Genomic DNA, 24,748 nt, shown 5'->3' with positions numbered 1-24,748 from the left:
ACCCGCCTGGAACCCACCTTAGGCCGCTGGCGGCGTCCGGATAACCCGCACCCGACTGGACACGTCGGTTAGCGCGCCTAACCGCCAAACGTCGCGATCCGCTGCTGACCGCCGGATGAAGCGCGGCGGCCAGCGTCCACGCCGTCTACCCTCAACCCACCAGCGGCGGCGTCCGCGGCGGTACCTGGCGTTTGGAACCGGTCGCCTCGTAGGCGGCGGCGAGCCTGAGCAGATTCGAGTCGTCATAGGCCCGCCCGGCGAAGGTCAGGCCCACCGGCATGCCGATGTCGGCCATCACGCCCATCGGTACGGTGACGGTCGGCACGCCCAGGTGGCGGATGGCGAGGTTACCGTTGGCGACCCAGACGCCGTTGCTCCAGGCGATGTCGGCCGAGGCGGGATTGATCTCGGCATCCGCCGGCGCCACGTCGGCCACGGTGGGAAAGAGCACCGCGTCCAGGCCCTGGGCCTGCAGCCAGTCTTCCAGGTCGATCTTGCGCGTGTGTTCCAGGCCGCGCAGGCCGTCGGGGAGGGTGGTGATCTCGTCCAGGGTCTTGAGCCCCCGCTCGGCCATGCGCACGTATTCGGCCATGCCGGCGGCCAGGTCGCCTTCACGGTTGGGCAGGGTGCCGGGTTCGTGGGGAAAGATCAGCTCGCCTTCGACGTCCACCAGCCGGTTCAGGTTGGGATCGTTGTTGTCGCGCAGGAAGGTGTCGAAGCCCCAGGCGGACAGGTCCCAGAGTTCGTCGTGGAGAAAGGCCTGGGAGACGATGCCGCGGTTGAACACCGTGGGCGCGCCGGGGCGGTCGCCTTCGCAATTGGACACCAGCGGGAAGTCCACCTCCACCACGGTGGCGCCGGCCGCTTCCAGGGCGGCGCGGGCCTGTTCCCAGAGGGCGATGACCGAGGGCCGGGTATGGATGCGCTGGCCGGTGGGGCCCCCGATGCCGGGATTGTCGCTGGTGCCGGCCTCCGGGTCCTGGTTGATGAACATGCGCGGCACGCCGAGGCGCGTGCCAGCCAGGGCGTTCGCGTCGACGGCCAGGTCGCTATAGCGGGCCGGGCGGACCTCCGAGGCCTTGGGCAGTGGCACCCAGGGCTGCAGGCGCCAGAGGTCGCCGGAGGTGTCGGGATCGTCCGCCACCACCACGTCGAGCACTTCCAGCAGATCGGCCATGGTGCGGGCATAGGGCACCACCACGTCCATGGTCGGCGTCAGCGGCCAGTTGCCACGCACCGAGATGACCCCGCGCGAGGGGGTGTAGGCGCAGAGCCCGTTGTTGGACGCCGGGCCGCGCCCGCTGGACCAGGTTTCCTCGGCCAGGCCGAAGGCGGCGAAGCTGGCCGCGGTGGCGGTGCCGGCGCCGTTGGAGGACCCGGAGGCGAAGGGCGCAGTGAGATAGCCAGCGTTGTAGGGGCTTTCCGCGCGGCCATAGACACCACGCTGCATGCCACCGTTGGCCATGGGCGGCATGTTGGTCTTGCCCAGGCAGATGGCACCGGCGGCGCGCAGCCGTTCGATGGTGAAGGCATCGCGCTGGGCGACCAGGTCCTTGAACGCCGGACTACCGGAGGCGGCGGTCAGCCCCTTGACCAGATAGCTGTCCTTGGCGGTGTAGGGGATGCCATCCAGCGGCCCCAGGGTCTCGCCCCGGGCGCGACGGCGATCGGACTCGGCCGCTTCGGCCAGGGCCTCGGGATTGCGCACCACCACGGCATTGAGCGCGGTGGCGCTGGCGGGCGGGTCGTAGGCATCGATACGGGCCAGGTAGGCCTCGACCAGCTGCACCGCAGTGGTCTGGCCGGTTTCGAGTGCGCGACGCAACTCGGCGATGGAACGTTCGGTAACTTCGATCATGGTGGGTCGCCGTTGAGGATTCTGGGATACGGAAGAGGCTGCTGTCAGAGGCCTTGAAGGAAAGAAGCACCGGTGCAGTGTACACCCGAAGCCTGCCGGCTTTTGATTGCGTCCGTGCATGGAAGCCTTGCCGAACTGCCCATGCAGGCTAGCCTGCCGACCTCTATGATTGGCCTGAATTGAACCTGTTCGCCGCCCTTGGCGGCGATCCCGTGGCTGGAGTGAATCATGCTGAAACGCCTAGGCAACGAGCGCACGGTGCTGCGCTTCTCCATCGTCGTCACGGTGGTCCTGGCGGTCGTGGGCATCGCCTTCGGGGTGCTGTCGGGTTCCTATGCCATCGTCTTCGACGGCTTCTATTCGCTGACCGACGCCTTCATGAGTGGCGTGGCGCTGCTGGTGGCCATGTTGATCCATAGACACGGCCAGGAGGCGGAGGGCGACCGGCGACTGGCCGAGCGCTTCAACATGGGGTTCTGGCACCTGGAACCCATGGTGCTCGCCCTCAACGGCAGCGTGCTGTGCATCGTGGCCTGTTACGCGCTGGTCAACTCGATCATCAGTCTGATGAGCGGCGGCAAGGCGCTGGCGTTCGGCATGGCGCTGCTCTATGCACTGGTCGCTGCGGTATGCTGCTTTGGCTTCGCCGCCCTCGTGCATCGCTTGAACCGGGACATCCAGTCGGACTTTCTCAAGCTCGACATCAAGAGCTGGATCATGTCGGGCAGCATTTCGGCCGCCCTGGTACTGGCCTTCCTGGTTGGCGCCCTGGCCGAAGGCACGGCCTATGCCTGGATCACGCCGTACATCGATCCCCTGGTGCTGGCGATCATCTGCGTACTCATCATTCCCATACCGCTGAAGCTGGTCTGGCAGGCCTTCACGGAAATCCTCATGGTGACCCCGCCGCAACTCAAGCAGCAGGTCGATGAGGTCGCCCAGGGCATGGTTTCGCGCTTCGGCTTTCTCGACTATCGTGCCTATGTGGCCAAGGTCGGCCGGGCCCGGCAGATCGAGCTGTACTTCATCGTGCCGCTGGGCTGGCCGGCCAAGACCCTGGACGAATGGGACGCCATCCGCGACGAGATCGGCGAGGCCATTGGCGGCGAGGGCCCGGACCGCTGGCTGACCATCGCCTTCACCACCGACCCGGCCTGGTCGCGCTAGCCTTGCCGGGCTAGCGGGAGGCGCAGAGGTGTTCGACGTCCGCAGCCAGTTGCTGGAGGATGACGCGGTCTTCGGCCTGGCCCAGGGTGGCTTCGGCCCGGGCCAGCGCCAGGCGGGAATGCCGCAGGCACTCGCGCCTGATCCGCGCATCGCCCTGGACCGCCAGGCGCGCCAGGGATTTCTGCAGCCGCATGCCCACCTCCACCAGGGGCGCCGCGTCGCGGCCCACCGGCAGAAAGAAGTCGTCGAAGAGATCGTCCAGCGACAGCTCCGGCACCTCGATCCGCGGATAGCGAGGCTCGACGGGCTCGCGCCTTTCGGTGAGTTCGGTGAGCAGCCGTTGGGCGCGACCGAGGATGGCGATGGCGGTGCCCGAATCGCTGCGCGAAGGCACCAGCGCCCCGGTGGCGATCTCGCCCAGCACCGTCAGGCCGAAGCGCGGATCCTGGTCGTGCACCCGGCGCGCATCCAGGGTGAAGGCGGCACGCAGGCGCGCGTCCTTTTCCGGCGGTAGGCCTTCCACCCAGAGCAGCGGCTGCGCCGGATCGAGAAAGGCGCCGGGCATGGCGGCCAGGCGCAGGCGACCGCGGTCGCCGCAGAGGTCCGCCAGCAGCGGCATGTCTACCCGTTGCAGATAACCGGTGCGGTCCGCCAGGACCGGGCGGCCGTTGGCGGGTTCATCGACCGGCGCCGCCACCCCACCCAGGTAAGGATGGGTCAACCAGCGCTGCAGGCTATGCCGGGCGGCGTCTTCGATGCTGTCGCTGGTGGCATCCAGCTGCCCCAGCCGGGAGAGGTGGTCGATCCAACGCAGCAGGGTGAAGACGATCAGCAGGATCACCACCAGGGTGACGGCGAAGAGCACCACGCGGCCGTTGTCGCCGTAGAGGCCGGTGCTCAGGGCGATGATGCCGACCAGGCTGAACAGGAAGGAGCCGAGAAAGGTGGCCAGGGCGTTCTGGGTGGTGCTGTCTTCCAACAGCAATGGATAGGCCCGGGGCGTCACGCTGCTGGCGGCGGCGTTGTAGGCCGTCACCATGGTGCTGAGGGAAAAGGTGGTTACCGCCAGCATGCTGCTGGCGATAATGGTGAGGATCTTGTCGACGGCATCGGCGCCGACCTTGGCCGGCAGACTGGCCGGGATGTGGTCACGCAGGAGCAGGGCGAGGAGGGCGGTCGCCACCCCGGCGACCGAGAACAGGGTGGCGCGGAACCACAGGCGTCGCTGGAGTCCGCGCAGGACCCAGCCCAGGCGGGCCAGCACCGGCCGTCAGCCCATGGCCGGCGGAACGGGGGTGGCGCTCAGCTGGGCAAGACGCTGATCGGCCTGCTGCTGGAGCTTGTCGCGCATCTGCCGCGCGGCTTCCCGGGCGTCGCCGGATTTCAGGCCATTGCGGTCGGCATCCACGGTGGTCAGCACCGCACCGAGGGCACCATGCACCAGACGACCGCCGGCCAGGGTGTCGCTGCGCAGCGGTTCGACGGTGAGCGGCGTGGCGATCACGGCGAGATCCAGGGCTTCCAGGCACAGCTGAGCGGTAGCGATGGGGATCTGCACGGCGTTGGCCGCGGCCAGGTTGAGCGCCTGCTGGCGACGTTCGCCCTCGGCCCCGGCGCCACTGGCCTGACGATCGGCTTCCAGGTAGTTGGCGAAGGCCTGGACATCGGCATCGGCACAGGTGCTCAGGGCTTCCTGCAGGCGCTCGCCCAGGGTGATCAGCTCGGCGTGGCGGGTCACCGGCTGGCGCTGCTGGCTGAGCTTCAAGCCCTTGAGGACCAGTGCGACGCCCAGGCAGGCCGCCACGCTAGCCGCCGCGCCACTGCCCGGGGTGGGCAGGGTGGAACCGGTACCGTCGCGGAACTGGGCGAGGGTCTGCTGCCAGAGAGTAGAGGTTTCGTTCATGCCAACCGCCTGCGAGCAAAGGGTAAGGGATTCGGTCATGACCGAACGCAGTTTGGATCGTGCGAAACGGCTGAGGTTCGCAAGCTAAGTGCAATAAGCGAAAGGGGTTATTTCGATTTACGTCGTACCTCGGACCTTGTTTCGGTTAAGGTGATCCTGAAACAATAAGTTACAAGGAGTCACCTGTGGATCCTGCTGCGCTCGCCTGGGTCGCCCACGACACCCGCTGATCTCTTGCTGCCTGGCCGCCATCCTGGCCATCGTCCTGCTGATTGGCGTCACCCGGCTGCCACCCTTCCTGGCCATTCTCATCGGCACCTTCATCGCCGGCCTGGGGGCCGGGCTGCCCGCCGAAGCCGTGGCCAAGGCCTTCAGCAAGGGCGCGGGTGGCATCCTTGGCGAGGCCGGCATCATCATCGCCCTGGGCTCCATGCTCGGTGCGCTGATGGCCGAATCCGGCGCCGCCGATCGCATCGCCAGCACCCTGCTGGGCCTGGGCGAGGGTCGCAGCCTGCCCTGGGTCATGGCCCTGGTGGCCATGGTGATCGGCCTGCCGCTGTTCTTCGAGGTCGGCCTGGTACTGATGGTGCCCATCATCTTCGTCATGGCGCAGCGCTCCGGGCAGCCGTTGCTGCGCATCGCCATTCCGGCCCTGGCCGGGATGACCACCCTGCACGCGTTGCTGCCGCCGCACCCCGGTCCGCTGATCGCGGTCGGTGCATTGCACGCTGACCTTGGCCTGACCATGCTCCTGGGCCTGGTGATCGCCATCCCTGCGGTGATCCTGGCCGGTCCCCTGTACGGCGGCTGGCTGTCGCAGCGCATGACGATCCAGCCGCCGGCGGAGCTGGGCGAGTTGTTCAGCGCCCGGGATCAGGGCGCGCGCCAGCCGGGTTTCGGTCTGTCGTTGCTGGTGATCCTGTTGCCGGTGCTGCTGATGCTGGGCAGCACCTTCGCCAAGGTCGCCCTCGACCCGCACAGCGGTCTGGCGGAGGGGCTGAAGTTCCTTGGCGAACCCCTGATCGCCCTGGGGCTCGCCGTGCTGGCGGCCATCGTGCTGCTCGGCTGGGGCAGTGGCATGCCGCGCGAGCGCGTCGGTGGCGTGCTGCGCAAGAGCCTGGCGCCCATCGCCGCGCTGCTGCTCACCATCGGCGCCGGCGGTGGCCTCAAGCAGACCCTGCTCGACGCCGGGGTCAGCCACACCGTGGCCAAGGTCGCCGAGGGCGCCCATCTGCCCTACATCCTGCTGGCCTGGCTGATCGCCGTGGCGCTGCGCCAGGCGACCGGTTCGGCGACGGTCGCGACCACCACCACGGCCGGTATCCTGGCGCCGGTTGTGGCCGGGCTGGCCGGGCCCCAGGCCTCGCTGATCGCCCTGGCCATCGGCGCCGGCTCGGTGTTCTTCTGCCACGTCAACGATGCCGGCTTCTGGATGGTGCGCGAGTATTTCGGCCTGGAGCTCAAGCAGACGCTGTGGGTCTGGTCGGTGCTGCAGACCCTGGTTTCCGTCACTGGTCTTGCCGGTACGCTATTGTTGTCACTCTGGATCTGACGAACCCCTGCCCATGGACAACGACTCCACCCTGCACCGGCCGCGGCGCCGCGATCTCTTCCTCGGTTTCTTCGGCCTGGGCATCACGGCCTTCGGTGGGGTGCTGCCGCTGGCGCGGCGCTACCTGGTGGAGAAGCGGCGCTGGCTGTCGGCGGAGGAATTCACCGAATTGCTCGGCCTCTGCCAGTTCTTGCCGGGCGGCAACATCATCAACCTCTCGGTGGCGGTGGGCATGAGATTCGCCGGCTGGAGCGGCGCCCTGGCCGCTGCCGCCGGGTTGCTGGTGGGGCCGACCCTGGTGGTGGTCGGCCTGGGCGTGCTCTACGACCGCTACCATGACGACCCCCTGGTGGGCCGCGCCTTCGCCGGTCTCGCGGCCGCGGCCGCCGGCCTGCTGGTAGCCATGGCGGTCAAGCTCATTCAGCCCTTGCGCGGTCGCTGGCTGGCTTTGGGCATCGCCTGCCTGGCCTTTCTCGCCCTGGCGCTGTTCAAGCTGCCGCTGCTCTGGACCATGCTGGTGCTCACCCCGATCAGCGTCCTGCTCAGCTATCGGCAGGGCCTATGAGCGCGACCCTGCTGGCCCTGGCACTGATCTTCACCCAGCTCTCGCTGCTGGCCTTTGGCGGTGGCAATTCGGTGCTGCCGGAGATGCAGCGCCAGGTGGTGACGGTGCACGGCTGGATGAGCGCCGCCGACTTCGCCGCCCTGTTCGCCCTGGCCCAGGCGGCGCCTGGTCCCAACCTGATGATCGTCCCGCTGATCGGCTGGCACGTGGCCGGCTGGCCGGGGCTGCTGGTGACCTCCCTGGCCAAGTTCGTACCGTCCTCGCTGTTGACCCTCGGCGTGCTGCACCTCTGGCAACGCTTCGCCGACCGCCCCTGGCGCCGTCATCTGCAGGCGGGACTGGTGCCGGTCACCGTCGGCCTGGTGGCGGCCAGCGCCTGGCTGGTGGGCGCGAGTGTGGCCACCGCGCCGCTGTGGGTGCTGATCCTGGCGGCGGGTGCTTTGGGCTCGCTATTTACCCGCTGGCATCCGCTGTGGCTGCTGGCCGGCGGGACACTGGTCGGGATAGTGTTTGGTAGCTAAGCCAAAAAGCTGGGCAAGATCGTCCAGCCATCGACCCGAGGACCTCACCTTGCAGCTAAGCCATCGGCCGGTCCAGGACAGTGACCTGCCCGCCCTATGTGAATTCTCCAAAAACCCCACGGAGCTGATGTTCTGGTTTCCCCGTGCCCAATTCCCGCTCACCCCAGTTCAATTGCAGGCCGCCATCGCGGAGCGTCGCGACAATCGCGTCGTGGTGGCGGATGGGCGAGTGGTGGGATTTTCCAACTTCTGCAGGTGGGCGGATGAGGTGTATGCGATTGGCAATGCCGTCGTTGATCCCGCCTACCGGGGGCAGGGGGTCGGACGTTACCTGCTGAAGATGATGATAGGGCGCGCGTTCGAGACACACGGCGCTCGTGAAGTGGTCCTTTCCTGTTTCAACGCAAACGTGGTGGGGCTACTGCTCTACCAAGCCTTGGGCTTCACCCCCTATGCCATCGAAGAGCGACGTTCGGTGGCCGGTGAGCGGGTGGCGCTGATTCATCTCAGACTGCCTCGGCCTTACCGGTGATCACCCGCCCCCAGAATCCCTCGCTGCGCGAACTGCTGTTCACGGTACGCGGGTCCATCGTCCAGGCGATCTGGCGCAAGCTGCTCTATGTGATGCTGCTGAGCCTGGCGGTAACCCTCAGCCATGGCGTCATCCTGAGCTTCGACTTCGGCCTGACCACCACCCCGCTGACCCTCTGGGGCCTGACCCTGGCGATCTTTCTCGGCTTTCGCAACACTACCGCCTACCAGCGCTTCTGGGAGGCGCGTGGTCTGTGGGGCGAACTGCTGATCGCCGGACGCAACCTGGCGCGCCAGGTCGAGACCCTGTTGCCCAGCCTGAATGCGGTCGAGCGCCGCCAGCTGCTGACCCCGCTGTTGGCCTTTGGTTATGCGCTGCGTGATCACCTGCGCCGGGAAGCGCCGTCTGCCGATCTGCAGCGCGTGCTGGCGGGGGAGGAAACCCTGCTCGCGGCCCCTCACCGACCCAGTGCGCTGATCCGTCGGCTGGGCACGACGCTGGTTGCCCGGGCACGACAGGAAGGGCTCGGTGACCCGCTGATCGCCAACGTCGATAACCAGCTGGACCGGCTGACCACGGTGCTCAGCGGCTGCGAGCGCATCCGCCAGACCCCCATTCCCTATCCCTACATCCTGATGCTGCACCGGGTGGTGCACGTCTATTGCTTCCTGCTGCCGTTCTGCCTGGTGGACAGCCTGGGCTGGTTCACGCCGCTGGCGGTGCTGGTGCTCGCCTACACCTTCTTCGGCCTGGACGCCCTGGGCGACCAGATCGCCGACCCTTTCGGCACCCAGCCCAACCACCTGCCGCTGGACGCCCTCAGTCGTGGGCTGGAAATCGCCGTGCTGGATCTGCTGGGCGAACCCACCCCGGAGCCGATCCGTGCGGAGGCGGGGTTGTTGCGGTGATGGCGTGATGATTCGCGTTGATGCGATCGCGGCCATGGGCCGCTCCTACAGCAGAGGTGTATCTGTAGGAGCGGCCCATGGCCGCGATCAGCAGTCTGCCTCAGAGCGGTCACATCGGCGGATCGCCATGGCCGTGCCGTGCCGTGCCTTGCTGTCAGGTGTCTTGAGCTTCTTTCGCTACCCGCCGCGGACGCCTGACCAGCTCCCCGCGACAGTTCGGACACCGCTCCTGCAGCGGCCCCGCCGCGCATTCCGTGCAAAAGGTGCATTCATAGGAGCAGATCACCGCCTCCTTGCTCTCCATCGGCAACGCCTTGGCGCAGTGCTCACACGAAGTCCGCATTTCCAGCATGGCTGTCGCTCCCTGATCAGGCGCCGAAGCGCGCTGCGTAGTCCTGGGGGCTGACCGCCAGGTGCTTGTGAAAGGTGCGTCGCAGATTTTCCGGATGGCCAAAGCCGCACAGGCGCGAAACGGTGCCGATGGAGGCCTGGCCATCCTGCAGCAGTACTCGCGCCGTCTCCAGCCGGACCTGCTCGACATAGCGACCCGGACCCATGCCCACCTCGCGACTGAACAGCCGCGACAGCGTACGGGGCGCCATGTGGGCACGCTCGGCCAGGCGCTCCAGTCCCAGGTCTTCCCCCAGGTGACCGGGAATCCAGTCGAGCAGGGCGGCCAGTCGTGGCGTCCGTCCCGGATCGGGCGCCAGACAGGCGCTGAATTGCGCCTGGCCGCCGGGACGGCGCAGGAACATCACCAGCCGGCGCGCCACCGCCAGCGCCAGCGGACGTCCGAGATCGGCTTCCACCAGCGCCAGGGCCAGGTCGATGCCGGCGGTGACGCCGGCCGAGGTAAAGACATGGGGATCGCCATCGCGCCCCAGTGGATCATAGGTATGCAGGCGGTCGCCCTGGACCTCGATGTCCGGAAAGGCTGCTAGTTCGTCGACATAGGCCCAGTGGGTGGTGGCCCGGCGGGCGTCGAGCAGGCCGGCGCTGGGCAGCATCAAGGCGCCGGAACACACCGAGCCAAGACGCCGAACCCGGGGCTCCAGATCGCGCAGCCAGGCCTGCAGGCCGGCATCCTGGCGTAGCGTCTCGATGCCTATGCCGCCAGGGATCAGCAGGGTGTCCACCTCATCTACGTCGAGGTCGTACCAGCTCTGTTCGGCCTGGATGCCGATGCCGGCTGACGTCCTGACCAAGCCTTCGGCGGCGCCCAGCAGGCGCAGCTGATAGTAGGCGGGCAGGCCCTGACGTTCCCGTTCCAGGTTGGCCGAGGCGAATACCTGCAGCGGGCCGGTGACGTCCAGGCTCATGACGTCGGGGTAAAGCAGCGCAGCGATCAGCAGCATGGGTGGCTCTCCGTAGCGATCTGGTGAGCATGCCTTGGCGTCCATATAGGCGACAAGGTCAAAGACCCCACAGATCTCGCCATCCGGGTGGCAGGTTGGATTTGGCGTGACCCGCGCCCGGCCTTATCATCGCCGCCCATGAACTACACCGATCCCAAGCAACTGGCACCCTTGCTGGAAGCCATCCTGCTCGCTGCCGGCCGCCCCCTGACCCTGGAGCGTCTGGCCGAACTCTTCGAAGAATACGAGCGCCCCGAGCCCGCCCACCTGCGCGCCGGTCTCGCCGTGCTCGGTGGCTCCTGTCGCAAGCGCGGCTTCGAGCTCAAGGAGGTGGCGTCCGGCTATCGCCTGCAGGTGCGCGAAAAGTACGCGCCCTGGGTCGGGCGACTCTGGGAAGAGCGCCCGCCGCGCTATTCCCGCGCCATGCTGGAGACCCTGGCGCTGATCGCCTATCGCCAGCCGATCACCCGTGGCGAGATCGAGGAGGTGCGCGGCGTGGCGGTCAACAGCCAGATCGTCAAGACGCTGTTGGAACGCGACTGGATCCGCGTGGTGGGCTATCGCGACGTCCCCGGCCGCCCGGCCATGTTCGCCACCACCAAGGCCTTTCTCGACTACTTCGACCTGCGCAGTCTCGACCAACTGCCGCCCCTGGCCGAGGTCCGCCAGTTGGAACCCGAACCGGCGTCGGTGCTGGAAGACCCCGAGTTGAGTCTGGCGGCACTGGGGGTAGGGGAGCCGGAGCAAGAAGAGGACACCCTGGTGATCCCCGAGCGCACCAGCTTCCGCACCCTGCTCACCGAGCTGGACGCCATGGAGACCGGCCTCAAGACCGATTTCGACGACCTGCGCCAGGCGGCGGACGAAGAAGACGAGGGTTGAGTCAGCCCTGTTGGGCTTCGCTGCGCTCAGCCCAACCTACATAAGCCTCCCCAGTGGTTGATCCGTATCGCGGCCATGCCGGTGCGCCGTAGCGACTGGTCCAGGCTCCGATTTAACTGTAGGAGCGGCCCATGGCCGCGATATTCGAATAGGTTGGCGCTTCGCATAGCGAAGCCCAACACTCTCGCCAAAACGAAAAAAGCGCCCGAAGGCGCTTTCTTCCAACCCAGACCTACAGACCTCAGGCCGGTGCGTTGACCAGCGCCTTGCAGGTATCGAGCATACGGTTGGAGAAGCCCCACTCGTTGTCGTACCAGGCCATGATCTTCACCAGCTTGCCGCTCACCTTGGTGTGGTTGGCGTCGAAGATCGACGACAGGCGGTTGTGGTTGAAGTCGATGGAGACCAGCGGCTTGTCGTTGTAGCCCAGCACCGGCGAAGCTTCGGCCGCCGCCTTCATGAAGGCGTTGATGGTCTTGGCGTCGGTTTCCTTGGCGGTCAGGATGGTCAAATCGACCAGCGACACGTTGATGGTCGGCACCCGCACCGCCATGCCGCTAAACTTGCCTTGCAGCTCCGGCAGAACCAGGCCCACGGCCTCGGCGGCACCGGTCTTGGTCGGGATCATCGACTGGGTGGCCGAACGCGCCCGGAAGGGGTCGGAGTGGTAGACGTCCGACAGGTTCTGGTCGTTGGTGTAGGCATGGATGGTGGTCATCAGACCGTTCTCGATACCCAGTTCGCGCTGCAGCACCTGGGCGACCGGCGCCAGGCAGTTGGTGGTGCAAGAGGCGTTGGAGATGATCTGGTGCGACTGACGCAGGATGTTGTCATTGACGCCATAGACGATGGTGGCGTCCACGTCCTTGCCCGGTGCCGAGATGATCACCTTGGAGGCGCCGGCTTCCAGGTGGGCAGCGGCCTTGTCGCGGCTGGTGAAGAGGCCAGTGCATTCGAACACCACGTCGATCTTCAGGTCCTTCCACGGCAGCTCGGCCGGGTTGCGGATGGCCGTCACGGCGATGCGGTCGCCATTGACCACCAGCTTGTCGCCCTCGACGGACACCTCGGCAGGGAAGCGGTCATGAACGCTGTCATACTGTAGGAGATGCGCATTGATGGCGGCGTCGCCCAGGTCGTTGATCGCGACGACCTCCAGGTCCTGGCGATAGCCCTCGGTATACAGCGCCCGCAGCACGTTGCGGCCGATGCGTCCAAAACCATTGATGGCAATACGAATACTCATTGAGAGAAACCTCGCGATAGCTGGGTTTTGTTGTAAAAAACATTACACATGACGCGTGCTAAGCGGAATAATAGCGCCAATTTGGCTGTGAATGTTTTAAATAACAACAAATTTAGCCCGGTGGAGAATCGAAACCATGCATCCTCGCGTCCTCGAAGTCACACAGCGGTTGGTGGAACGCAGTCGTCCGACCCGTGAGCGTTACCTCGCCATGATCCGGGCCGCCGCCAGCGACGGTCCGCAGCGCGGCAAGCTGCAATGCGCCAATTTCGCCCATGGCGTCGCCGGGTGTGGATCCTCGACGGATAAGCAGCGCCTCCGTTTGATGGACCAGGCCAACGTCGCCATCGTTTCCAGCTACAACGACATGTTGTCGGCTCACCAGCCCTACGAGCACTACCCGGAGCTGATCAAACAGGCGCTGCGCGAGATCGGCTCCGTCGGTCAGTTCGCCGGCGGCGTGCCGGCCATGTGCGACGGCGTGACCCAGGGCGAGGCCGGCATGGAGCTGAGCCTGGCGAGTCGCGAAGTCATCGCCATGTCCACCGCGGTGGCCCTGTCGCACAACATGTTCGACGCCGCGCTGCTGCTGGGCATCTGCGACAAGATCATTCCTGGCCTGATGATCGGCGCGCTGCGCTTCGGCCATCTGCCGATGATCTTCGTCCCGGGCGGCCCCATGCCGTCGGGCATCTCCAACAAGGAGAAGGCGCGCGTGCGCCAGGCCTTCGCCGAGGGCAAGGCGACCCGCGAAGAGCTGCTGGAATCGGAGATGAAGTCCTACCACAGCCCCGGCACCTGCACCTTCTATGGCACCGCCAACACCAACCAGGTGGTGATGGAAGTGATGGGCCTGCACCTGCCGGGTTCTTCCTTCGTCAATCCCTACACCCCGCTGCGTGACGAACTCACCCGCGAGGCGGCGCGCCAGGTGACCCGCATCACCCATCAGGGCGGCAACTTCATGCCGCTGGGCGAGATCGTCGACGAGAAGTCCATCGTCAACTCCGTGGTCGCCCTGAGTGCCACCGGTGGCTCGACCAACCATACCCTGCACATCCCAGCCATCGCCCAGGCCGCCGGCATCCAGCTGACCTGGGACGACATGGCCGAGATCTCGGCGGTGACCCCGACCCTGGCGCAGGTCTATCCCAACGGCAAGGCCGACGTGAACCATTTCCACGCCGCCGGTGGCGTCAACTTCATGGTGCACACCCTGCTCGAAGCCGGGTTGCTGCATGAAGACGTCAACACCATCATGGGCCGCGGCCTGTCGCGCTACCTGCAGGAACCCTTCCTGGTGGACGGCAAGCTGGAGTGGCGCACCGGCCGCGCCGAGAGCCTGGACGAAGACATCCTGCGGCCGGCCAGCCGCCCGTTCAACGAAGAGGGCGGCCTGCGCGTCATGCAGGGCAACCTCGGCCGCGGCGTGATGAAGGTGTCGGCCGTGGCGCCCAAACATCAGTTGGTCGAGGCCCCGGCGCGGGTCTTCCATGACCAGAGCGAACTGGCGGCCGCCTTCAAGGCCGGCGAACTGGAGCGCGACTTCGTCGCGGTGGTACGCTTCCAGGGACCCAAGGCCCTGGGTATGCCCGAGTTGCACAAGCTCACCCCCTACCTCGGCGTGCTGCAGGATCGCGGCTTCAAGGTGGCTCTGGTCACCGACGGCCGCATGTCCGGCGCTTCGGGCAAGGTTCCGGCGGCGATCCATGTCTGCCCGGAAGCCATCGACGGCGGTCCGCTGGCCAAGGTCTGTGACGGCGATCTCATCCGTGTCGATGGGCGTACCGGAGAGCTGAGGATTCTGGTCCCGGCGGACGAATGGATGGCCCGCCAGACGGTCGAAGCGCCCCAGGGCACCGGGGTAGGCTGTGGTCGTGAGTTGTTCGCCTTCATGCGCGGCGCCATGAGCACGGCTGAATCGGGTGCCAGTGCATTTACTTCCAGCCTGGAGGCGCTGAAATGAGTTTGGCTTTGGTTGGCGACATCGGGGGCACCAATGCCCGCTTCGCCCTGTGGCGTGACGGTCGCCTGGAGGCCATCGAGGTCTTCGCCTGTGCGGATTACGCCTGTCCGGAAGACGCGGTACGCAAGTACCTGGCGCAGACCGGCGTGGCGCTGGATGACATCACCGCCGTGTGCCTCGCCTGTGCGGGCCCGGTGGGCGAGGGTGACTTCCGCTTCACCAACAATCACTGGGTGATCAAGCGCGAGCAGTTCTGCCGCGAGCTGGGCCTGACCCATCTGCTGCTGATCAACGACTTCACGTCCATGGCCTGGGCGATCGCCCGCCTGGATCCGGCGGACTCGGTCCAGGTGCGCGACGGCATCGCCTTGCCGACCCGCCCGCGCCTGGTGATCGGTCCCGGCACCGGCCTGGGTCTCGCCAGCCTGGTGCCCAGCGGCAAGGATCGCTGGATCGTGCTGCCGAGCGAGGGCGGTCACGTCGACCTGCCGATCAACACCCAGCGTGAATTCGATATCTGGAAGATCCTCAAGCGCCAGTTCGGCAACCACGTCTCCGCGGAGCGCGTGGTGTCCGGCAGCGGCCTGGTCAACCTCTATCACGCGAGTTGCGAACTGGACGGCCGGACCGCCGCCCTGCACAGCGCGGCGGACATCTGCGAGCTGGCGCTCAAGGGCGATCCCTATGCCGATGCCGTGCTGGAGCAGTTCTTCATCTGGCTGGCGCGGGTCGCCGGCAACGCGGCCCTGACCCTGGGCGCCCTGGGTGGCGTTTACATTGCCGGTGGCATCCTGCCGCGCTTCGTCGAGCGCTTCCAGAGCGGGGCCTTCGCCCATGCCTTCGCTGACAAGGGCAAGACCAGCAGCGCCTACCTCAAGGACATCCCGGCCTGGCTGGTGACCGCCGAGTATCCGGGGCTGTTCGGTGCCGGCGTCGCCCTGGATCAAACCATCGCCGAGGCGCGACAGGTCTAAGAGCCTGTTCAAAGTCTGCTGCGCGTCGGCCAAACTGCGTTAAAAATGGCTTCGGAATGCTCATTTACCATTCGTAAACCCGAGCGCGGGTCCGATCCGCTTCCTCAGCCATTTTTGCCTTGTTTGGCTCTAGCTCGCGATCCTTTGAACAGGCTCTGATCCACCCCGGGGTGGGCGACTACTCAAGGTCGCCCGACCCCGGTATGCTGCCGGCACTACCGGTAGCTGGCCTCCGGCCAAGACAACAAGAGCGAACATCGCCATGTCCACCCTGGGCAAATCCCTCCTGGTCGTCGACGACGACGGGGAAATCCGTGAGCTTCTCGACGCCTATCTCACCCGTGCCGGCTATCAGGTGCGCGCCGTTGGCGATGGCCGCGAGCTGCGCCGGGCGCTGGGTGACTTCGTCCCCGACCTGCTGATCCTCGACGTCATGCTCCCCGGCGAAGACGGCTTCGCCCTCTGCCGCTGGATGCGCGAGCAGTCGAGCTGCCGCCAAGTGCCCATCATCATGCTCACCGCCAGTTCCGACGAGGCGGATCGGGTCATTGGCCTGGAGCTGGGCGCCGACGACTATCTGGGCAAGCCCTTCAGCCCCCGCGAACTGCTGGCGCGCATCAAGGCGCTGTTGCGCCGGGCCGGCTTTGGCGAAACGCGTCCGGTGGCTACCGGTCTGCTGACCTTCGACGACTGGCGCCTGGATCCGGTCAGTCATCGGCTGTTCCACCGCGACGGCGAGGAGGTCATCCTGTCGGGCGCCGATTTCACCCTGCTCAAGCTGTTTCTCGATCATCCTCAGCAAATCCTCGACCGCGACACCATCGCCAATGCCACCCGGGGCCGCGAGGTGCTGCCGCTGGAACGCATCGTCGACATGGCGGTGAGTCGCCTGCGTCAGCGTCTGAGAGACACCGGCAAGTCGCCGCGGCTGATCCGTACCGTGCGTGGTTCCGGGTATTTGCTCGCCGCCGAGGTCAGCGGGCTGGTCGCCGATGCGGTGTAGCGGTCCGCTCGCGCGGCTGGTGCCGCGTTCCCTGCTGGCGCGGATGCTGCTCCTGACCCTGCTGGCGGTACTCCTGGCCCAAGGCGCCTCGGCGCTGTTCTGGTCGGCCGCATTGCGCAGCGATCGCAACCAGGGCCTGCAGACCGCGGCCCGCAGCCTGGGCTATTCCATCGCCGCCAGCGTGCGTTATTTCAGTCTGCTGCCACCGGCCTATCGGCCGCTGGTGCTGGAACAGCTGCGCAACATGGGCGGCACACGCTTCTTCGTCTCGCTCAACGAAAAGCCGCTGACCATGCAGGCACTCCCCGCGACCCCAGGGCGTCGCGCCGTGCTGCAGGAGGTCGAAGCGGTGCTGCGCGAACGCCTGGGCGCCACCATGCCCATGTACGTGGAATTCATCGGCCCGCAGCAGCTGCGGCTGTTCAACGGTGCGGTGGCGCTCGACGAACTGCCGCGCTCCTGGGCGCACTATGCCCTGAGTCTAGAGCCGCTGGAGCCGCCGGTGCTGGTGACCCAGATCCGCATCGGCGAAGGGGAGTGGGTGTATCTGGCGACCCTGATGCCGGCGCCTTACTACAGCCTGGACGAGTCCTGGCTGCCCCTGCAGCAGCTGCTGTTCATGGTCTTCAGCAGCGCCTTCCTGCTGCTGTTCATCGGCCTGCTGATCCGCTGGCAGAGTCGCCCACTCAAACGCCTGTCGCGCGCCGCACGGGAGCTGTCGCTGGAGGTGCATACACCGCCGGTGCGGGAGGAGGGTGCCCAGGAAATCCGCGAGGTCACCCGCGCCTTCAACGCCATGCGTGAACGCATCGCTCGTTACCTGGACGAGCGCGCCCAGCTGTTCAGCGCCATCTCCCACGACCTGCGTACCCCCATCACCCGGCTGCGCCTGCGCGCCGAGTTGGTGGACGACGAGGTGATGCAGGCCAAGCTCGTGCGTGATCTGGACGAGCTGGATCTGTTGGTGAAGGGCGCCCTGCAGTGCGTCAAGGACACCGACATTCACGAGAACTTGGAGCCGGTCGACCTGCAGGCGCTGCTGGTGCAGCTGGTGGAGCCCTTCACCCAGGAGCAGCCCCCGCGGGTATGCCTCACCGGAGAAGCCCAGGGCACCCTGCTGGGCAAGCCCCTGGCGCTCAAGCGGTGCATCGGCAATCTGCTGGACAACGCCCTCAAGTATGGCCATCGCGCTCATTTGCAGGTGGAGGACGACGGTCATGCCTTCGTCCTGCATGTCGACGACGAAGGGCCAGGGGTGCCCGAGCAGGAGCTGGAGCAGGTGTTCCAGCCCCATGTCCGCCTGGCCACCGACCGCCAGGGTTACGGCCTGGGCCTGGGCATCGCCCGCAACCTGGCCCACGCCCATGGCGGCGAGGTGGAGCTGCGCAACCGCCGCGAGGGCGGTCTGCGGGTGACCCTGACCCTACCGCGCAGCTAGGCAGGACCCTACCGCTATGTCACCAGCTCGTGACAAAACGCCTTCCCTTCGTTACCCACGGTCGCAGTCGTCTGACTAGACTCGGCCCAGCTCCAATAAAAAAACAACAAGGAACGACCCCTCATGAAGGCATTGAATCGTCTCGCTCTCGCCGTTTCCCTTTCCTGCGCCGCGCTGGCTGCCCCCCTGACCGCCCATGCCGGTGAGGTCGAGGTGCTGCACTGGTGGACCTCCGGTGGCGAGGCTCGCGCCGTCGATGTGCTCAAGCAACTGATGCAGAAGCAGGGCGATACTTGGAAGGACTTCGCCGTGGCCGGTGGCGCCGGTGAAGCCGCCATGACCGTGCTCAAGACCCGCGCCGTCTCTGGCAACCCGCCGTCCGCTGCCCAGCTGAAAGGCCCCGACATCCAGGAGTGGGCCAGCATGGGCTTCCTGGCCAACATCAGCGACATCGCCAAGCAGGGTAACTGGGACACCATCCTGCCCAAGCGCGTGGCTCAGACCATGCAGCACGACGGCGAGTACGTCGCCGTGCCGGCCGGCATCCACCGCATCAACTGGCTGTGGATCAACCCCGCCGTCTTCAAGAAGGCCGGCGCCAAGGTCCCCACCACCCTGGACGAATTCTTCGAAGCCGCCGACAAGCTGAAGGCCGCTGGCGTCGTGCCCCTGGCCCACGGTGGTCAGAACTGGCAGGACGGCACCATCTTCGAATCCCTGGTCATGGCCATCATGGGCCCGGAAGGCTACGACAAGGTCTTCGTGCAGACCGATGCCGACACCATCCGCAGCGACAAGATGGTCGAGGTCTTCAAGACCTTTAAGCGCATCAAGGGCTACGTCGATCCCAACGCCGCCGGTCGCGACTGGAACCTGGCCACCGCCATGGTCATCGAGGGCAAGGCCGGCATGCAGATCATGGGCGACTGGGCCAAGGCCGAATTCACCGCCGCCGGCAAGAAGCCGGGCGTCGACTACGAATGCGTGGTCATGCCAGGCACCCAGGGCGACTTCATCTACAACATCGACTCCCTGGCCATGTTCAAGATCAAGAACAAGGACAACCAGAAGGCCCAGGACGATCTGGTGCGCACCGTCATCGACAAGCCCTTCCAGGAGGTCTTCAACCTCAACAAGGGCTCCATCCCGGTGCGTAACGACATCGACCTGGCCAAGTTCGACAGCTGCGCCCAGCAGTCCGCCAAGGACTTCCAGGCGGCCAATGCCGAGGGCAAGGCCGAGCCGAGCATGGCGCACAGCATGGCCAACACCAGCTATGTGCAGGGTGCGATCTTCGACGTGGTGACCAACTTCTTCAACGACGCCAACGCCGATCCGAAGAAGGCCACCGAGCAACTGGTCGCCGCCATCCAGGCCGCGAAGTAAGCGCAAACAGCCATCGGTAAGGATTGTTTATCGCGGCCGTAGGCCGCTCCTACAGGCCAATCGTCGGCTGTAGGAGCGGCCCATGGCCGCGATCATCCAAATGCCTGACGCCCAGATAATACCACCCCTGAGAACGCCTCCATGGCTCTTACCGAAACTCTTCCCGCGACGGCGGTCAGCCGACGCCCGGACCGGCTGCAGCGCCTGCTGCCCAAGCTGGTGCTGGCGCCCACGGCCATCGCCATGGTCGTCTGCCTCTATGGCTACATGCTGTGGACGGCGGTGATCTCCTTTACCAATTCGCGCTTCCTGCCCAGCTACAATTTCGCCGGTTTCGCCCAATACGCACGGCTGCTGGAAAACGACCGCTGGCTGGTGGCCTGCAAGAACCTGGCGATCTTCGGCGGCCTGTTCATCCTGTTGAGCCTGGCCATCGGCGTCTTCTTCGCCATCCTGCTGGACCAGCGCATCCGCCGCGAAGGCTTCATCCGCACCATCTACCTCTATCCCATGGCGCTGTCGATGATCGTCACCGGCACCGCCTGGAAGTGGTTGCTCAACCCCGGCATGGGCCTGGACAAGCTGCTGCGCGACTGGGGTTGGGAAGGCTTTCGCTTCGACTGGCTGGTGGACCCCGACCGGGTCATCTACTGCCTGCTGATCGCCGCCCTCTGGCAGGCCTCGGGTTTCGTCATGGCGATGTTTCTCGCTGGTCTGCGCGGTGTGGATTCCTCCATCCTGCGCGCCGCCCAGGTCGACGGGGCAGGGTTGCCCATCATCTACCTGCGCATCGTCCTGCCGAGCCTGCGGCCGGTGTTCTTCAGTGCGGTGATGATCCTCGCCCACATCGCCATCAAGAGCTTCGACCTGGTCATGGCCATGACCGCGGGTGGTCCCGGCTACGCCTCGGACCTGCCGGCGGTGTTCATGTACCAGCACACCTTCACCCGCGGCCAGATGGGCCTGGGTTCGGCCAGTGCGGTGTTGATGCTCGGCGCGGTGTTAGCGGTGCTGGTGCCCTACCTCTACTCGGAATTGCGGAGCAAGCGAAATGGCTAAGGCTCTGAACGTCAATCGCGTGGCCATCCACGCCACCCTGATCATCGCCTGCGCGGTCTATCTGGTACCGCTGCTGGTGATGCTGCTGACCAGCTTCAAGACCCCGGACGATGTCCGCACCGGCAACCTGCTGAGCCTGCCCCTGGACTGGACGGTGATCGGCTGGCTCAAGGCCTGGGACGTGGTGCACAGCTACTTCTGGAACTCCTTCATGATCACCGTGCCCGCGGTGATCATCTCCACCTTCATCGGCGCGCTCAACGGCTACGCCCTGTCGAAGTGGCAGTTCCGCGGTTCGAATCTGCTATTCAGCCTGCTGCTGTTCGGCTGCTTCATTCCCTTCCAGGTGATCCTGCTGCCGATGTCCTTCACCCTCGGCCAGCTGGGCCTGGCCAACACCACCGCCGGCCTGGTGCTGGTGCACGTGATCTACGGCCTGGCCTTCACCACGCTGTTCTTCCGCAACTACTACGTGGGCATCCCCGATGCCCTGATCAAGGCAGCGCGGCTGGACGGAGCGGGCTTCTTCACCATCTTCTTCAAGATCCTGCTGCCGCTGTCCACGCCCATCGTGATGGTCAGCCTGATCTGGCAGTTCACCCAGGTGTGGAACGACTTCCTGTTCGGCGTGGTGTTCGCCAGCGGCTCGTCGCAGCCCATCACCGTGGCCCTGAACAACCTGGTCAACACCAGCACCGGCGCGAAGGAATACAACGTCGACATGGCCGCCGCCATGATCGCCGCGCTGCCGACGCTGCTGGTCTACATCTTCGCTGGCAAGTATTTCGTCCGGGGCCTGACCTCGGGCGTGGTCAAAGGATAAGGAAGGCCACCATGGCAGCTCTCGAACTCAAAAGCGTACGCAAGACCTACGGCAACGCCGCCCAGGAAGCCCTCAAGGGCATCGACATCCGCATCGACGCGGGTCAGTTCCTCATCCTGGTGGGCCCCTCCGGCTGTGGCAAATCCACCCTGATGAACGCCATCGCCGGCCTGGAAGACATCAGCAGCGGCGCCATCTGCCTGGACGGCGAGGACGTCACCCAGGTCGAGCCCAAGGACCGGGATATCGCCATGGTGTTCCAGTCCTACGCCCTGTATCCGACCATGACCGTGCGCGAGAACATCGCCTTCGGCCTGAAGATCCGCAAGACGCCCAAGGAGCAGATCGACGCCGAGGTGGCGCGCGTGGCCAAGCTGCTGCAGATCGAGCACCTGCTGGAGCGCAAGCCGGCGCAGCTCTCCGGTGGCCAGCAGCAGCGGGTGGCCATGGGCCGTGCCCTGGCGCGCCGGCCCAAGCTCTATCTGTTCGACGAGCCGCTGTCCAACCTCGACGCCAAGCTGCGGGTGGAGATGCGCACCGAGATCAAGCTGATGCACCAGCGCCTGCAGACCACTACGGTCTACGTCACCCATGACCAGATCGAAGCCATGACCCTGGGAGATCGGGTCGCGGTGATGAAGGATGGCGAGGTGCAGCAGTTCGGTACCCCTGAAGAGATCTACAACGATCCGGCCAACCTCTTCGTCGCCAGTTTCATCGGCTCGCCGCCGATGAACTTCGTGCCGGTGCGTCTCGAAGCCCGTGAGGGCAGGGTGGTCGCGCGGGTCACCGGCGACACCGGCGACAGCCAAGTGGACTTGCCGGAACTGGATCCGGCGCTGGCTGGCCGAGAGGCTATCCTTGGGGTGCGTCCGGAGCAGATCCAGTCGGCGCATCCGGCGGACAACGCGGTGCCAGGCATCCTGACGCGGATCCAGGTAGTCGAGCCGACCGGCCCGGACACCCTGCTGTACGCCGAATGGAACGGCACCAAGGTCTGCTGCCGGGTCGCGCCGGGTGAAGCGCCGCGGGCCGGCGACCAGGTGCTGTGGCGGATCGATTCGCGACGGGCGGTGCTGTTCGATCCAGCCAGCGGTCGCCGACTTTCTTGAACGGAGTTCATGGCTGAAACGTTACAGCAGTGGTAAGGTCCGCCCGCCGCCGCGCCTGAGGTCGGGTTGCGGCCTTACCAAAGGCTCGGGATCGACTCCCGGCTGCCGTGACAGACAGGAGAACAAGAATGGCACTACCCCGCGTTGTGGTCTTTGGCGAAGCCCTCACCGACATCGTCCAGGGTAATCCTGGCGAATGGCGGGGTTATCCAGGCGGCGCCCCCTGGAACGTGGCGCGTGGCCTGGCCCGGCTGGGCGTGACAAGCGCCTTCGGTGGTGCCATCAGTCAGGATGGCCTGGGTGACGAGATCGCCTGGCAATCGGAAACCGCCGGTCTCGATACCCGCTTCCTCCAGCGCGTCGCCGCCGACCCGCTGGTGGCCATCGTGCCGTCGAGCCGCCCGCCGCGCTATTTCTTCGCTGGCGAAGCCGATCTTCAGTTCGATCCGGCGCTGCTGCCCGAAGGCTGGCTGGAGGCCGCCGAAGTCTGCCATTTCAGCTGCATCAGCCTGGCCCGCTATCCGCTGGCCGATACCCTGCTGAACCTGGCGCGCCAGGCCAAGGCCGCTGGCAAGCGCCTGAGCTACGATCCCAACTGGCGCAACCTGATGGACGATCGCTATCGCCAGCAGACCTTTCCCGAACTGGTGCGCCTGGCCGACGACATCAAGCTGTCCGACGAAGATATCCGCCAGATCTATCCGGGCCTGGACGAGCGCGCCGCGCTGGACGAATTGCGCGCCCTCAATCCACAGGCCCGCATTCTCTTCACCCGTGGCGAGCACGGCCTGGTGCTCTATACCCCGGACGGCGAATGGCAGCAGCCCGCCATCGCCGTGGACGTCGTCGATACCGTGGGCGCCGGCGATGCCTCCATGGCCGGCTGGCTGGCCTCGGGCCTGCTGGGCCTGACCGACCTGCAGCAGCGCCTGAGATTCGCCGCGGCCAGTGCCTCGGTGTCCTGCCGCCATGCCGGCGCCTATGCGCCGACCCGTGCCGATGTCGAAGCCCTGCTGCAGGTGAGCCCTCACTAGACCGCTTTCCCACAACAACAATAGCCGCCAAGGAAACCCGATGGACTTCCCCGATTTTCGTCGTCGCGACACCCTGCTGGAACACGTCCGCCACACCCTGGCGTTCTACCATCCCCGCTGTGTCGACCCCCAAGGCGGCTTCTATCACTTCTTCAAGGACGACGGCACGGTCTACGACCGCCAGACCCGCCATCTGGTCTCCAGTACCCGCTTCGTCTTCGATTTCGCCATGGCCTACCGGCACTATGGCGATCCGGCCTACCTGGATGCGACCCGTCATGGCCTGAGGTACCTGCGCGAGCGGCATCGCCAGGCCAACGGCGGCTATGCCTGGCTGCTCGACGGCGACACCGTGGTGGATGGCACCAATCACTGCTACGGCCTGGCTTTCGTGGTGCTGGCCTATGCCCATGGCCTGCTCGCCGGGATCGAGGAGGCGCGTGGCTGGCTGAGCGAAGCCTGGGAATCCCTGGAAACCCATTTCTGGCGTGAAGCCGATGGCCTCTATGTCGACGAGATCAGCGCCGACTGGCAGACCGTGGCCCCGTATCGCGGCCAGAACGCCAACATGCACGCCTGCGAAGCCCTGCTGGCCGCCTTCGAAGCCAGCGGCGAGGTGCGCTACCTGGATCGCGCCGAGACCCTGGCGCGCAACATGACCCAGCGCCAGGCGGCCTTGACCCAAGGGCAGGGCGGGGTGGCCGACGAGGTCCCCGGTGGCCTGGTCTGGGAGCACTACCACAGCGACTGGTCCATCGACTGGGACTACAACCGCGACGATCCGGCCAACCTGTTCCGGCCCTGGGGTTTCCAGCCGGGGCACCAGATCGAATGGGCCAAGCTGCTGCTGATCCTCGAACGCCATCGCCCCCAGTCCTGGCTGCTTCCGCGCGCCCAGGCGCTGTTCGATATCTCCTGGCGCCTGAGCTGGGACGGCGAGCACGGCGGCCTCTATTACGGCTTCGCCCCGGACGGCTCACCCTGCGATCCGGACAAGTATTTCTGGGTGCAGGCCGAGGCCCTGGCCGCCGCGGCGCTGCTGGCCGAGCGCAGTGGCGAGGCCCGCTATTGGGAACACTATGAGGCGCTCTGGCGCTACAGCTGGAAGCATTTCATCGATCACGAGCACGGCGCGTGGTGGCGCCTGCTCGACCGTCGGAACCACAAGTACTCCGACGACAAGAGTCCGGCCGGCAAGGTCGACTACCACACCATGGGTGCCTGTTACGAAGTCCTCAACGTCCTGCCGTAAGAGCCTGTTCAGAGTCTCGCGAGCTAGAGCCAAACCAGGCGAAAAGGGCTGAGGAAGCGGAGTTTACGAGTGGTAAATGAGCATTCCGACGGAGCTGGCCTTCCAGGCCCTTTTCAACGCCGTTTGGCCGACGCGCAGCAGACTTTGAATAGGTTCTAAGTATTAGAGACGCGGGTTTCGTGCCCTGGGTGTCATCACTTCAATAAAAAGGG

21 protein-coding genes and 2 pseudogenes are annotated in these 24,748 nt (G+C 66.0%); 17 read left to right on the top strand and 6 right to left on the bottom strand.

What is annotated here, in order from left to right:
- Positions 1-151: 151 nt before the first annotated feature.
- Positions 152-1,858, bottom strand: a complete 1,707-nt coding sequence (locus V6W80_RS13200; RefSeq protein WP_338544490.1) for an amidase — start codon at positions 1,856-1,858, stop codon at positions 152-154.
- A 228-nt stretch (positions 1,859-2,086) separates the two neighbouring features.
- Here V6W80_RS13200 and V6W80_RS13195 point away from each other — a divergent pair, with 228 nt between their 5' ends.
- Positions 2,087-3,025: a cation diffusion facilitator family transporter gene (locus V6W80_RS13195; protein WP_093251969.1), complete on the top strand. Its 939-nt coding sequence runs from the start codon at positions 2,087-2,089 to the stop codon at positions 3,023-3,025.
- A 10-nt stretch (positions 3,026-3,035) separates the two neighbouring features.
- On the opposite strand, the gene V6W80_RS13190 is transcribed toward V6W80_RS13195, so the two are convergent.
- Positions 3,036-4,289, bottom strand: coding sequence for a DUF2254 domain-containing protein (locus tag V6W80_RS13190; protein WP_338544489.1), 1,254 nt, complete (start codon positions 4,287-4,289; stop codon positions 3,036-3,038).
- A gap of 6 nt (positions 4,290-4,295) precedes the next feature.
- Positions 4,296-4,928 (bottom strand): cyclodeaminase/cyclohydrolase family protein, encoded by a 633-nt coding sequence (locus tag V6W80_RS13185; RefSeq protein ID WP_338544488.1) that lies wholly within the window; start codon positions 4,926-4,928, stop codon positions 4,296-4,298.
- Between the two features lie 185 nt (positions 4,929-5,113).
- On the opposite strand from V6W80_RS13185, the pseudogene V6W80_RS13180 reads away from it, so the two are divergent.
- The 5 genes and pseudogenes from V6W80_RS13180 (at position 5,114) to V6W80_RS13160 (ending at position 9,006) form a co-directional block, all read left to right on the top strand.
- Positions 5,114-6,480, top strand: a pseudogene (locus V6W80_RS13180) (gluconate:H+ symporter).
- A gap of 13 nt (positions 6,481-6,493) precedes the next feature.
- On the top strand, positions 6,494-7,045 hold the full coding sequence (locus tag V6W80_RS13175) for a chromate transporter (RefSeq protein WP_093251952.1): 552 nt from the start codon (positions 6,494-6,496) through the stop codon (positions 7,043-7,045).
- Positions 7,042-7,566 (top strand): chromate transporter, encoded by a 525-nt coding sequence (locus V6W80_RS13170; protein WP_184287459.1) that lies wholly within the window; start codon positions 7,042-7,044, stop codon positions 7,564-7,566. Before V6W80_RS13175 ends, V6W80_RS13170 begins: the two co-directional genes overlap by 4 nt.
- A 49-nt stretch (positions 7,567-7,615) precedes the next feature.
- On the top strand, positions 7,616-8,098 hold the full coding sequence (locus V6W80_RS13165) for a GNAT family N-acetyltransferase (RefSeq protein WP_160922680.1): 483 nt from the start codon (positions 7,616-7,618) through the stop codon (positions 8,096-8,098).
- Positions 8,095-9,006, top strand: a complete 912-nt coding sequence (locus tag V6W80_RS13160) for a bestrophin family protein (protein ID WP_338544487.1) — start codon at positions 8,095-8,097, stop codon at positions 9,004-9,006. Before V6W80_RS13165 ends, V6W80_RS13160 begins: the two co-directional genes overlap by 4 nt.
- Before the next feature lie 154 nt (positions 9,007-9,160).
- On the opposite strand, the gene V6W80_RS13155 is transcribed toward V6W80_RS13160, so the two are convergent.
- Together V6W80_RS13155 and V6W80_RS13150 are read right to left on the bottom strand one after the other, a co-directional pair.
- On the bottom strand, positions 9,161-9,310 hold the full coding sequence (locus V6W80_RS13155; RefSeq protein ID WP_338547426.1) for a DUF1272 domain-containing protein: 150 nt from the start codon (positions 9,308-9,310) through the stop codon (positions 9,161-9,163).
- A 64-nt stretch (positions 9,311-9,374) separates the two neighbouring features.
- The gene (locus V6W80_RS13150; RefSeq protein ID WP_338544486.1) at positions 9,375-10,361 is read right to left on the bottom strand and encodes a GlxA family transcriptional regulator; all 987 of its coding nucleotides are present in this window, start codon (positions 10,359-10,361) and stop codon (positions 9,375-9,377) included.
- Between the two features lie 138 nt (positions 10,362-10,499).
- On the opposite strand from V6W80_RS13150, the pseudogene scpB reads away from it, so the two are divergent.
- Positions 10,500-11,240 (top strand): annotated as a pseudogene (scpB, locus tag V6W80_RS13145) (SMC-Scp complex subunit ScpB); the annotation flags it as partial.
- Positions 11,241-11,484: 244 nt separating this feature from the next.
- Here the strand turns inward: scpB and gap are convergent.
- Complete coding sequence (gene gap, locus V6W80_RS13140; protein ID WP_338544485.1) at positions 11,485-12,489, bottom strand: type I glyceraldehyde-3-phosphate dehydrogenase; 1,005 nt, start codon at positions 12,487-12,489, stop codon at positions 11,485-11,487.
- A 136-nt stretch (positions 12,490-12,625) separates the two neighbouring features.
- Here gap and edd point away from each other — a divergent pair, with 136 nt between their 5' ends.
- The 10 genes from edd to V6W80_RS13090 all read left to right on the top strand — a co-directional run bounded on the left by edd (position 12,626) and on the right by V6W80_RS13090 (position 24,536).
- Positions 12,626-14,455, top strand: coding sequence for a phosphogluconate dehydratase (edd, locus tag V6W80_RS13135; protein WP_257705863.1), 1,830 nt, complete (start codon positions 12,626-12,628; stop codon positions 14,453-14,455).
- Positions 14,452-15,429, top strand: coding sequence for a glucokinase (locus V6W80_RS13130; RefSeq protein WP_064309577.1), 978 nt, complete (start codon positions 14,452-14,454; stop codon positions 15,427-15,429). Before edd ends, V6W80_RS13130 begins: the two co-directional genes overlap by 4 nt.
- Before the next feature lie 262 nt (positions 15,430-15,691).
- Positions 15,692-16,432, top strand: a complete 741-nt coding sequence (locus V6W80_RS13125; RefSeq protein WP_017641311.1) for a response regulator — start codon at positions 15,692-15,694, stop codon at positions 16,430-16,432.
- Positions 16,422-17,870, top strand: a complete 1,449-nt coding sequence (locus tag V6W80_RS13120) for an ATP-binding protein (RefSeq protein ID WP_338544484.1) — start codon at positions 16,422-16,424, stop codon at positions 17,868-17,870. Before V6W80_RS13125 ends, V6W80_RS13120 begins: the two co-directional genes overlap by 11 nt.
- 123 nt (positions 17,871-17,993) lie before the next feature.
- Positions 17,994-19,256, top strand: coding sequence for an ABC transporter substrate-binding protein (locus V6W80_RS13115; protein ID WP_338544483.1), 1,263 nt, complete (start codon positions 17,994-17,996; stop codon positions 19,254-19,256).
- Between the two features lie 141 nt (positions 19,257-19,397).
- Positions 19,398-20,315, top strand: coding sequence for a carbohydrate ABC transporter permease (locus tag V6W80_RS13110; protein ID WP_338544482.1), 918 nt, complete (start codon positions 19,398-19,400; stop codon positions 20,313-20,315).
- Positions 20,308-21,138 (top strand): carbohydrate ABC transporter permease, encoded by an 831-nt coding sequence (locus V6W80_RS13105; protein ID WP_017641307.1) that lies wholly within the window; start codon positions 20,308-20,310, stop codon positions 21,136-21,138. Before V6W80_RS13110 ends, V6W80_RS13105 begins: the two co-directional genes overlap by 8 nt.
- An 11-nt stretch (positions 21,139-21,149) precedes the next feature.
- Complete coding sequence (locus tag V6W80_RS13100) at positions 21,150-22,250, top strand: ABC transporter ATP-binding protein (RefSeq protein WP_338544481.1); 1,101 nt, start codon at positions 21,150-21,152, stop codon at positions 22,248-22,250.
- Positions 22,251-22,378: 128 nt separating this feature from the next.
- Entirely contained in the window at positions 22,379-23,284 is a 906-nt protein-coding gene (locus tag V6W80_RS13095; RefSeq protein ID WP_017641305.1) for a carbohydrate kinase family protein, read from the top strand.
- A 40-nt stretch (positions 23,285-23,324) separates the two neighbouring features.
- Positions 23,325-24,536 carry an AGE family epimerase/isomerase gene (locus V6W80_RS13090; protein WP_338544480.1) on the top strand — a complete coding sequence of 404 codons (1,212 nt, stop codon included), beginning with the start codon at positions 23,325-23,327 and terminating at the stop codon, positions 24,534-24,536.
- Positions 24,537-24,748: the final 212 nt, after the last annotated feature.

This window comes from Pseudomonas benzopyrenica (assembly GCF_036884265.1).
In the GTDB taxonomy this organism is placed as follows: domain Bacteria; phylum Pseudomonadota; class Gammaproteobacteria; order Pseudomonadales; family Pseudomonadaceae; genus Chryseomonas; species Chryseomonas benzopyrenica.
Note: the sequence above shows the minus strand (reverse complement) of the source record. Positions and strands in the feature narration are given on the sequence as shown.

What these genes read in the sequence shown, in the direction of transcription:
- V6W80_RS13200 (WP_338544490.1), bottom strand. Translation starts at nt 1,858, where the DNA reads ATGATCGAAGTTACCGAACGTTCCATCGCCGAGTTGCGTCGCGCACTC.
- V6W80_RS13195 (WP_093251969.1), top strand. Translation starts at nt 2,087, where the DNA reads ATGCTGAAACGCCTAGGCAACGAGCGCACGGTGCTGCGCTTCTCCATC.
- V6W80_RS13185 (WP_338544488.1), bottom strand. Translation starts at nt 4,928, where the DNA reads ATGAACGAAACCTCTACTCTCTGGCAGCAGACCCTCGCCCAGTTCCGC.
- V6W80_RS13175 (WP_093251952.1), top strand. Translation starts at nt 6,494, where the DNA reads ATGGACAACGACTCCACCCTGCACCGGCCGCGGCGCCGCGATCTCTTC.
- V6W80_RS13170 (WP_184287459.1), top strand. Translation starts at nt 7,042, where the DNA reads ATGAGCGCGACCCTGCTGGCCCTGGCACTGATCTTCACCCAGCTCTCG.
- V6W80_RS13155 (WP_338547426.1), bottom strand. Translation starts at nt 9,310, where the DNA reads ATGGAGAGCAAGGAGGCGGTGATCTGCTCCTATGAATGCACCTTTTGC.
- V6W80_RS13150 (WP_338544486.1), bottom strand. Translation starts at nt 10,361, where the DNA reads ATGCTGCTGATCGCTGCGCTGCTTTACCCCGACGTCATGAGCCTGGAC.
- gap (WP_338544485.1), bottom strand. Translation starts at nt 12,489, where the DNA reads ATGAGTATTCGTATTGCCATCAATGGTTTTGGACGCATCGGCCGCAAC.
- edd (WP_257705863.1), top strand. Translation starts at nt 12,626, where the DNA reads ATGCATCCTCGCGTCCTCGAAGTCACACAGCGGTTGGTGGAACGCAGT.
- V6W80_RS13130 (WP_064309577.1), top strand. Translation starts at nt 14,452, where the DNA reads ATGAGTTTGGCTTTGGTTGGCGACATCGGGGGCACCAATGCCCGCTTC.
- V6W80_RS13125 (WP_017641311.1), top strand. Translation starts at nt 15,692, where the DNA reads ATGTCCACCCTGGGCAAATCCCTCCTGGTCGTCGACGACGACGGGGAA.
- V6W80_RS13120 (WP_338544484.1), top strand. Translation starts at nt 16,422, where the DNA reads ATGCGGTGTAGCGGTCCGCTCGCGCGGCTGGTGCCGCGTTCCCTGCTG.
- V6W80_RS13115 (WP_338544483.1), top strand. Translation starts at nt 17,994, where the DNA reads ATGAAGGCATTGAATCGTCTCGCTCTCGCCGTTTCCCTTTCCTGCGCC.
- V6W80_RS13110 (WP_338544482.1), top strand. Translation starts at nt 19,398, where the DNA reads ATGGCTCTTACCGAAACTCTTCCCGCGACGGCGGTCAGCCGACGCCCG.
- V6W80_RS13105 (WP_017641307.1), top strand. Translation starts at nt 20,308, where the DNA reads ATGGCTAAGGCTCTGAACGTCAATCGCGTGGCCATCCACGCCACCCTG.
- V6W80_RS13100 (WP_338544481.1), top strand. Translation starts at nt 21,150, where the DNA reads ATGGCAGCTCTCGAACTCAAAAGCGTACGCAAGACCTACGGCAACGCC.
- V6W80_RS13095 (WP_017641305.1), top strand. Translation starts at nt 22,379, where the DNA reads ATGGCACTACCCCGCGTTGTGGTCTTTGGCGAAGCCCTCACCGACATC.
- V6W80_RS13090 (WP_338544480.1), top strand. Translation starts at nt 23,325, where the DNA reads ATGGACTTCCCCGATTTTCGTCGTCGCGACACCCTGCTGGAACACGTC.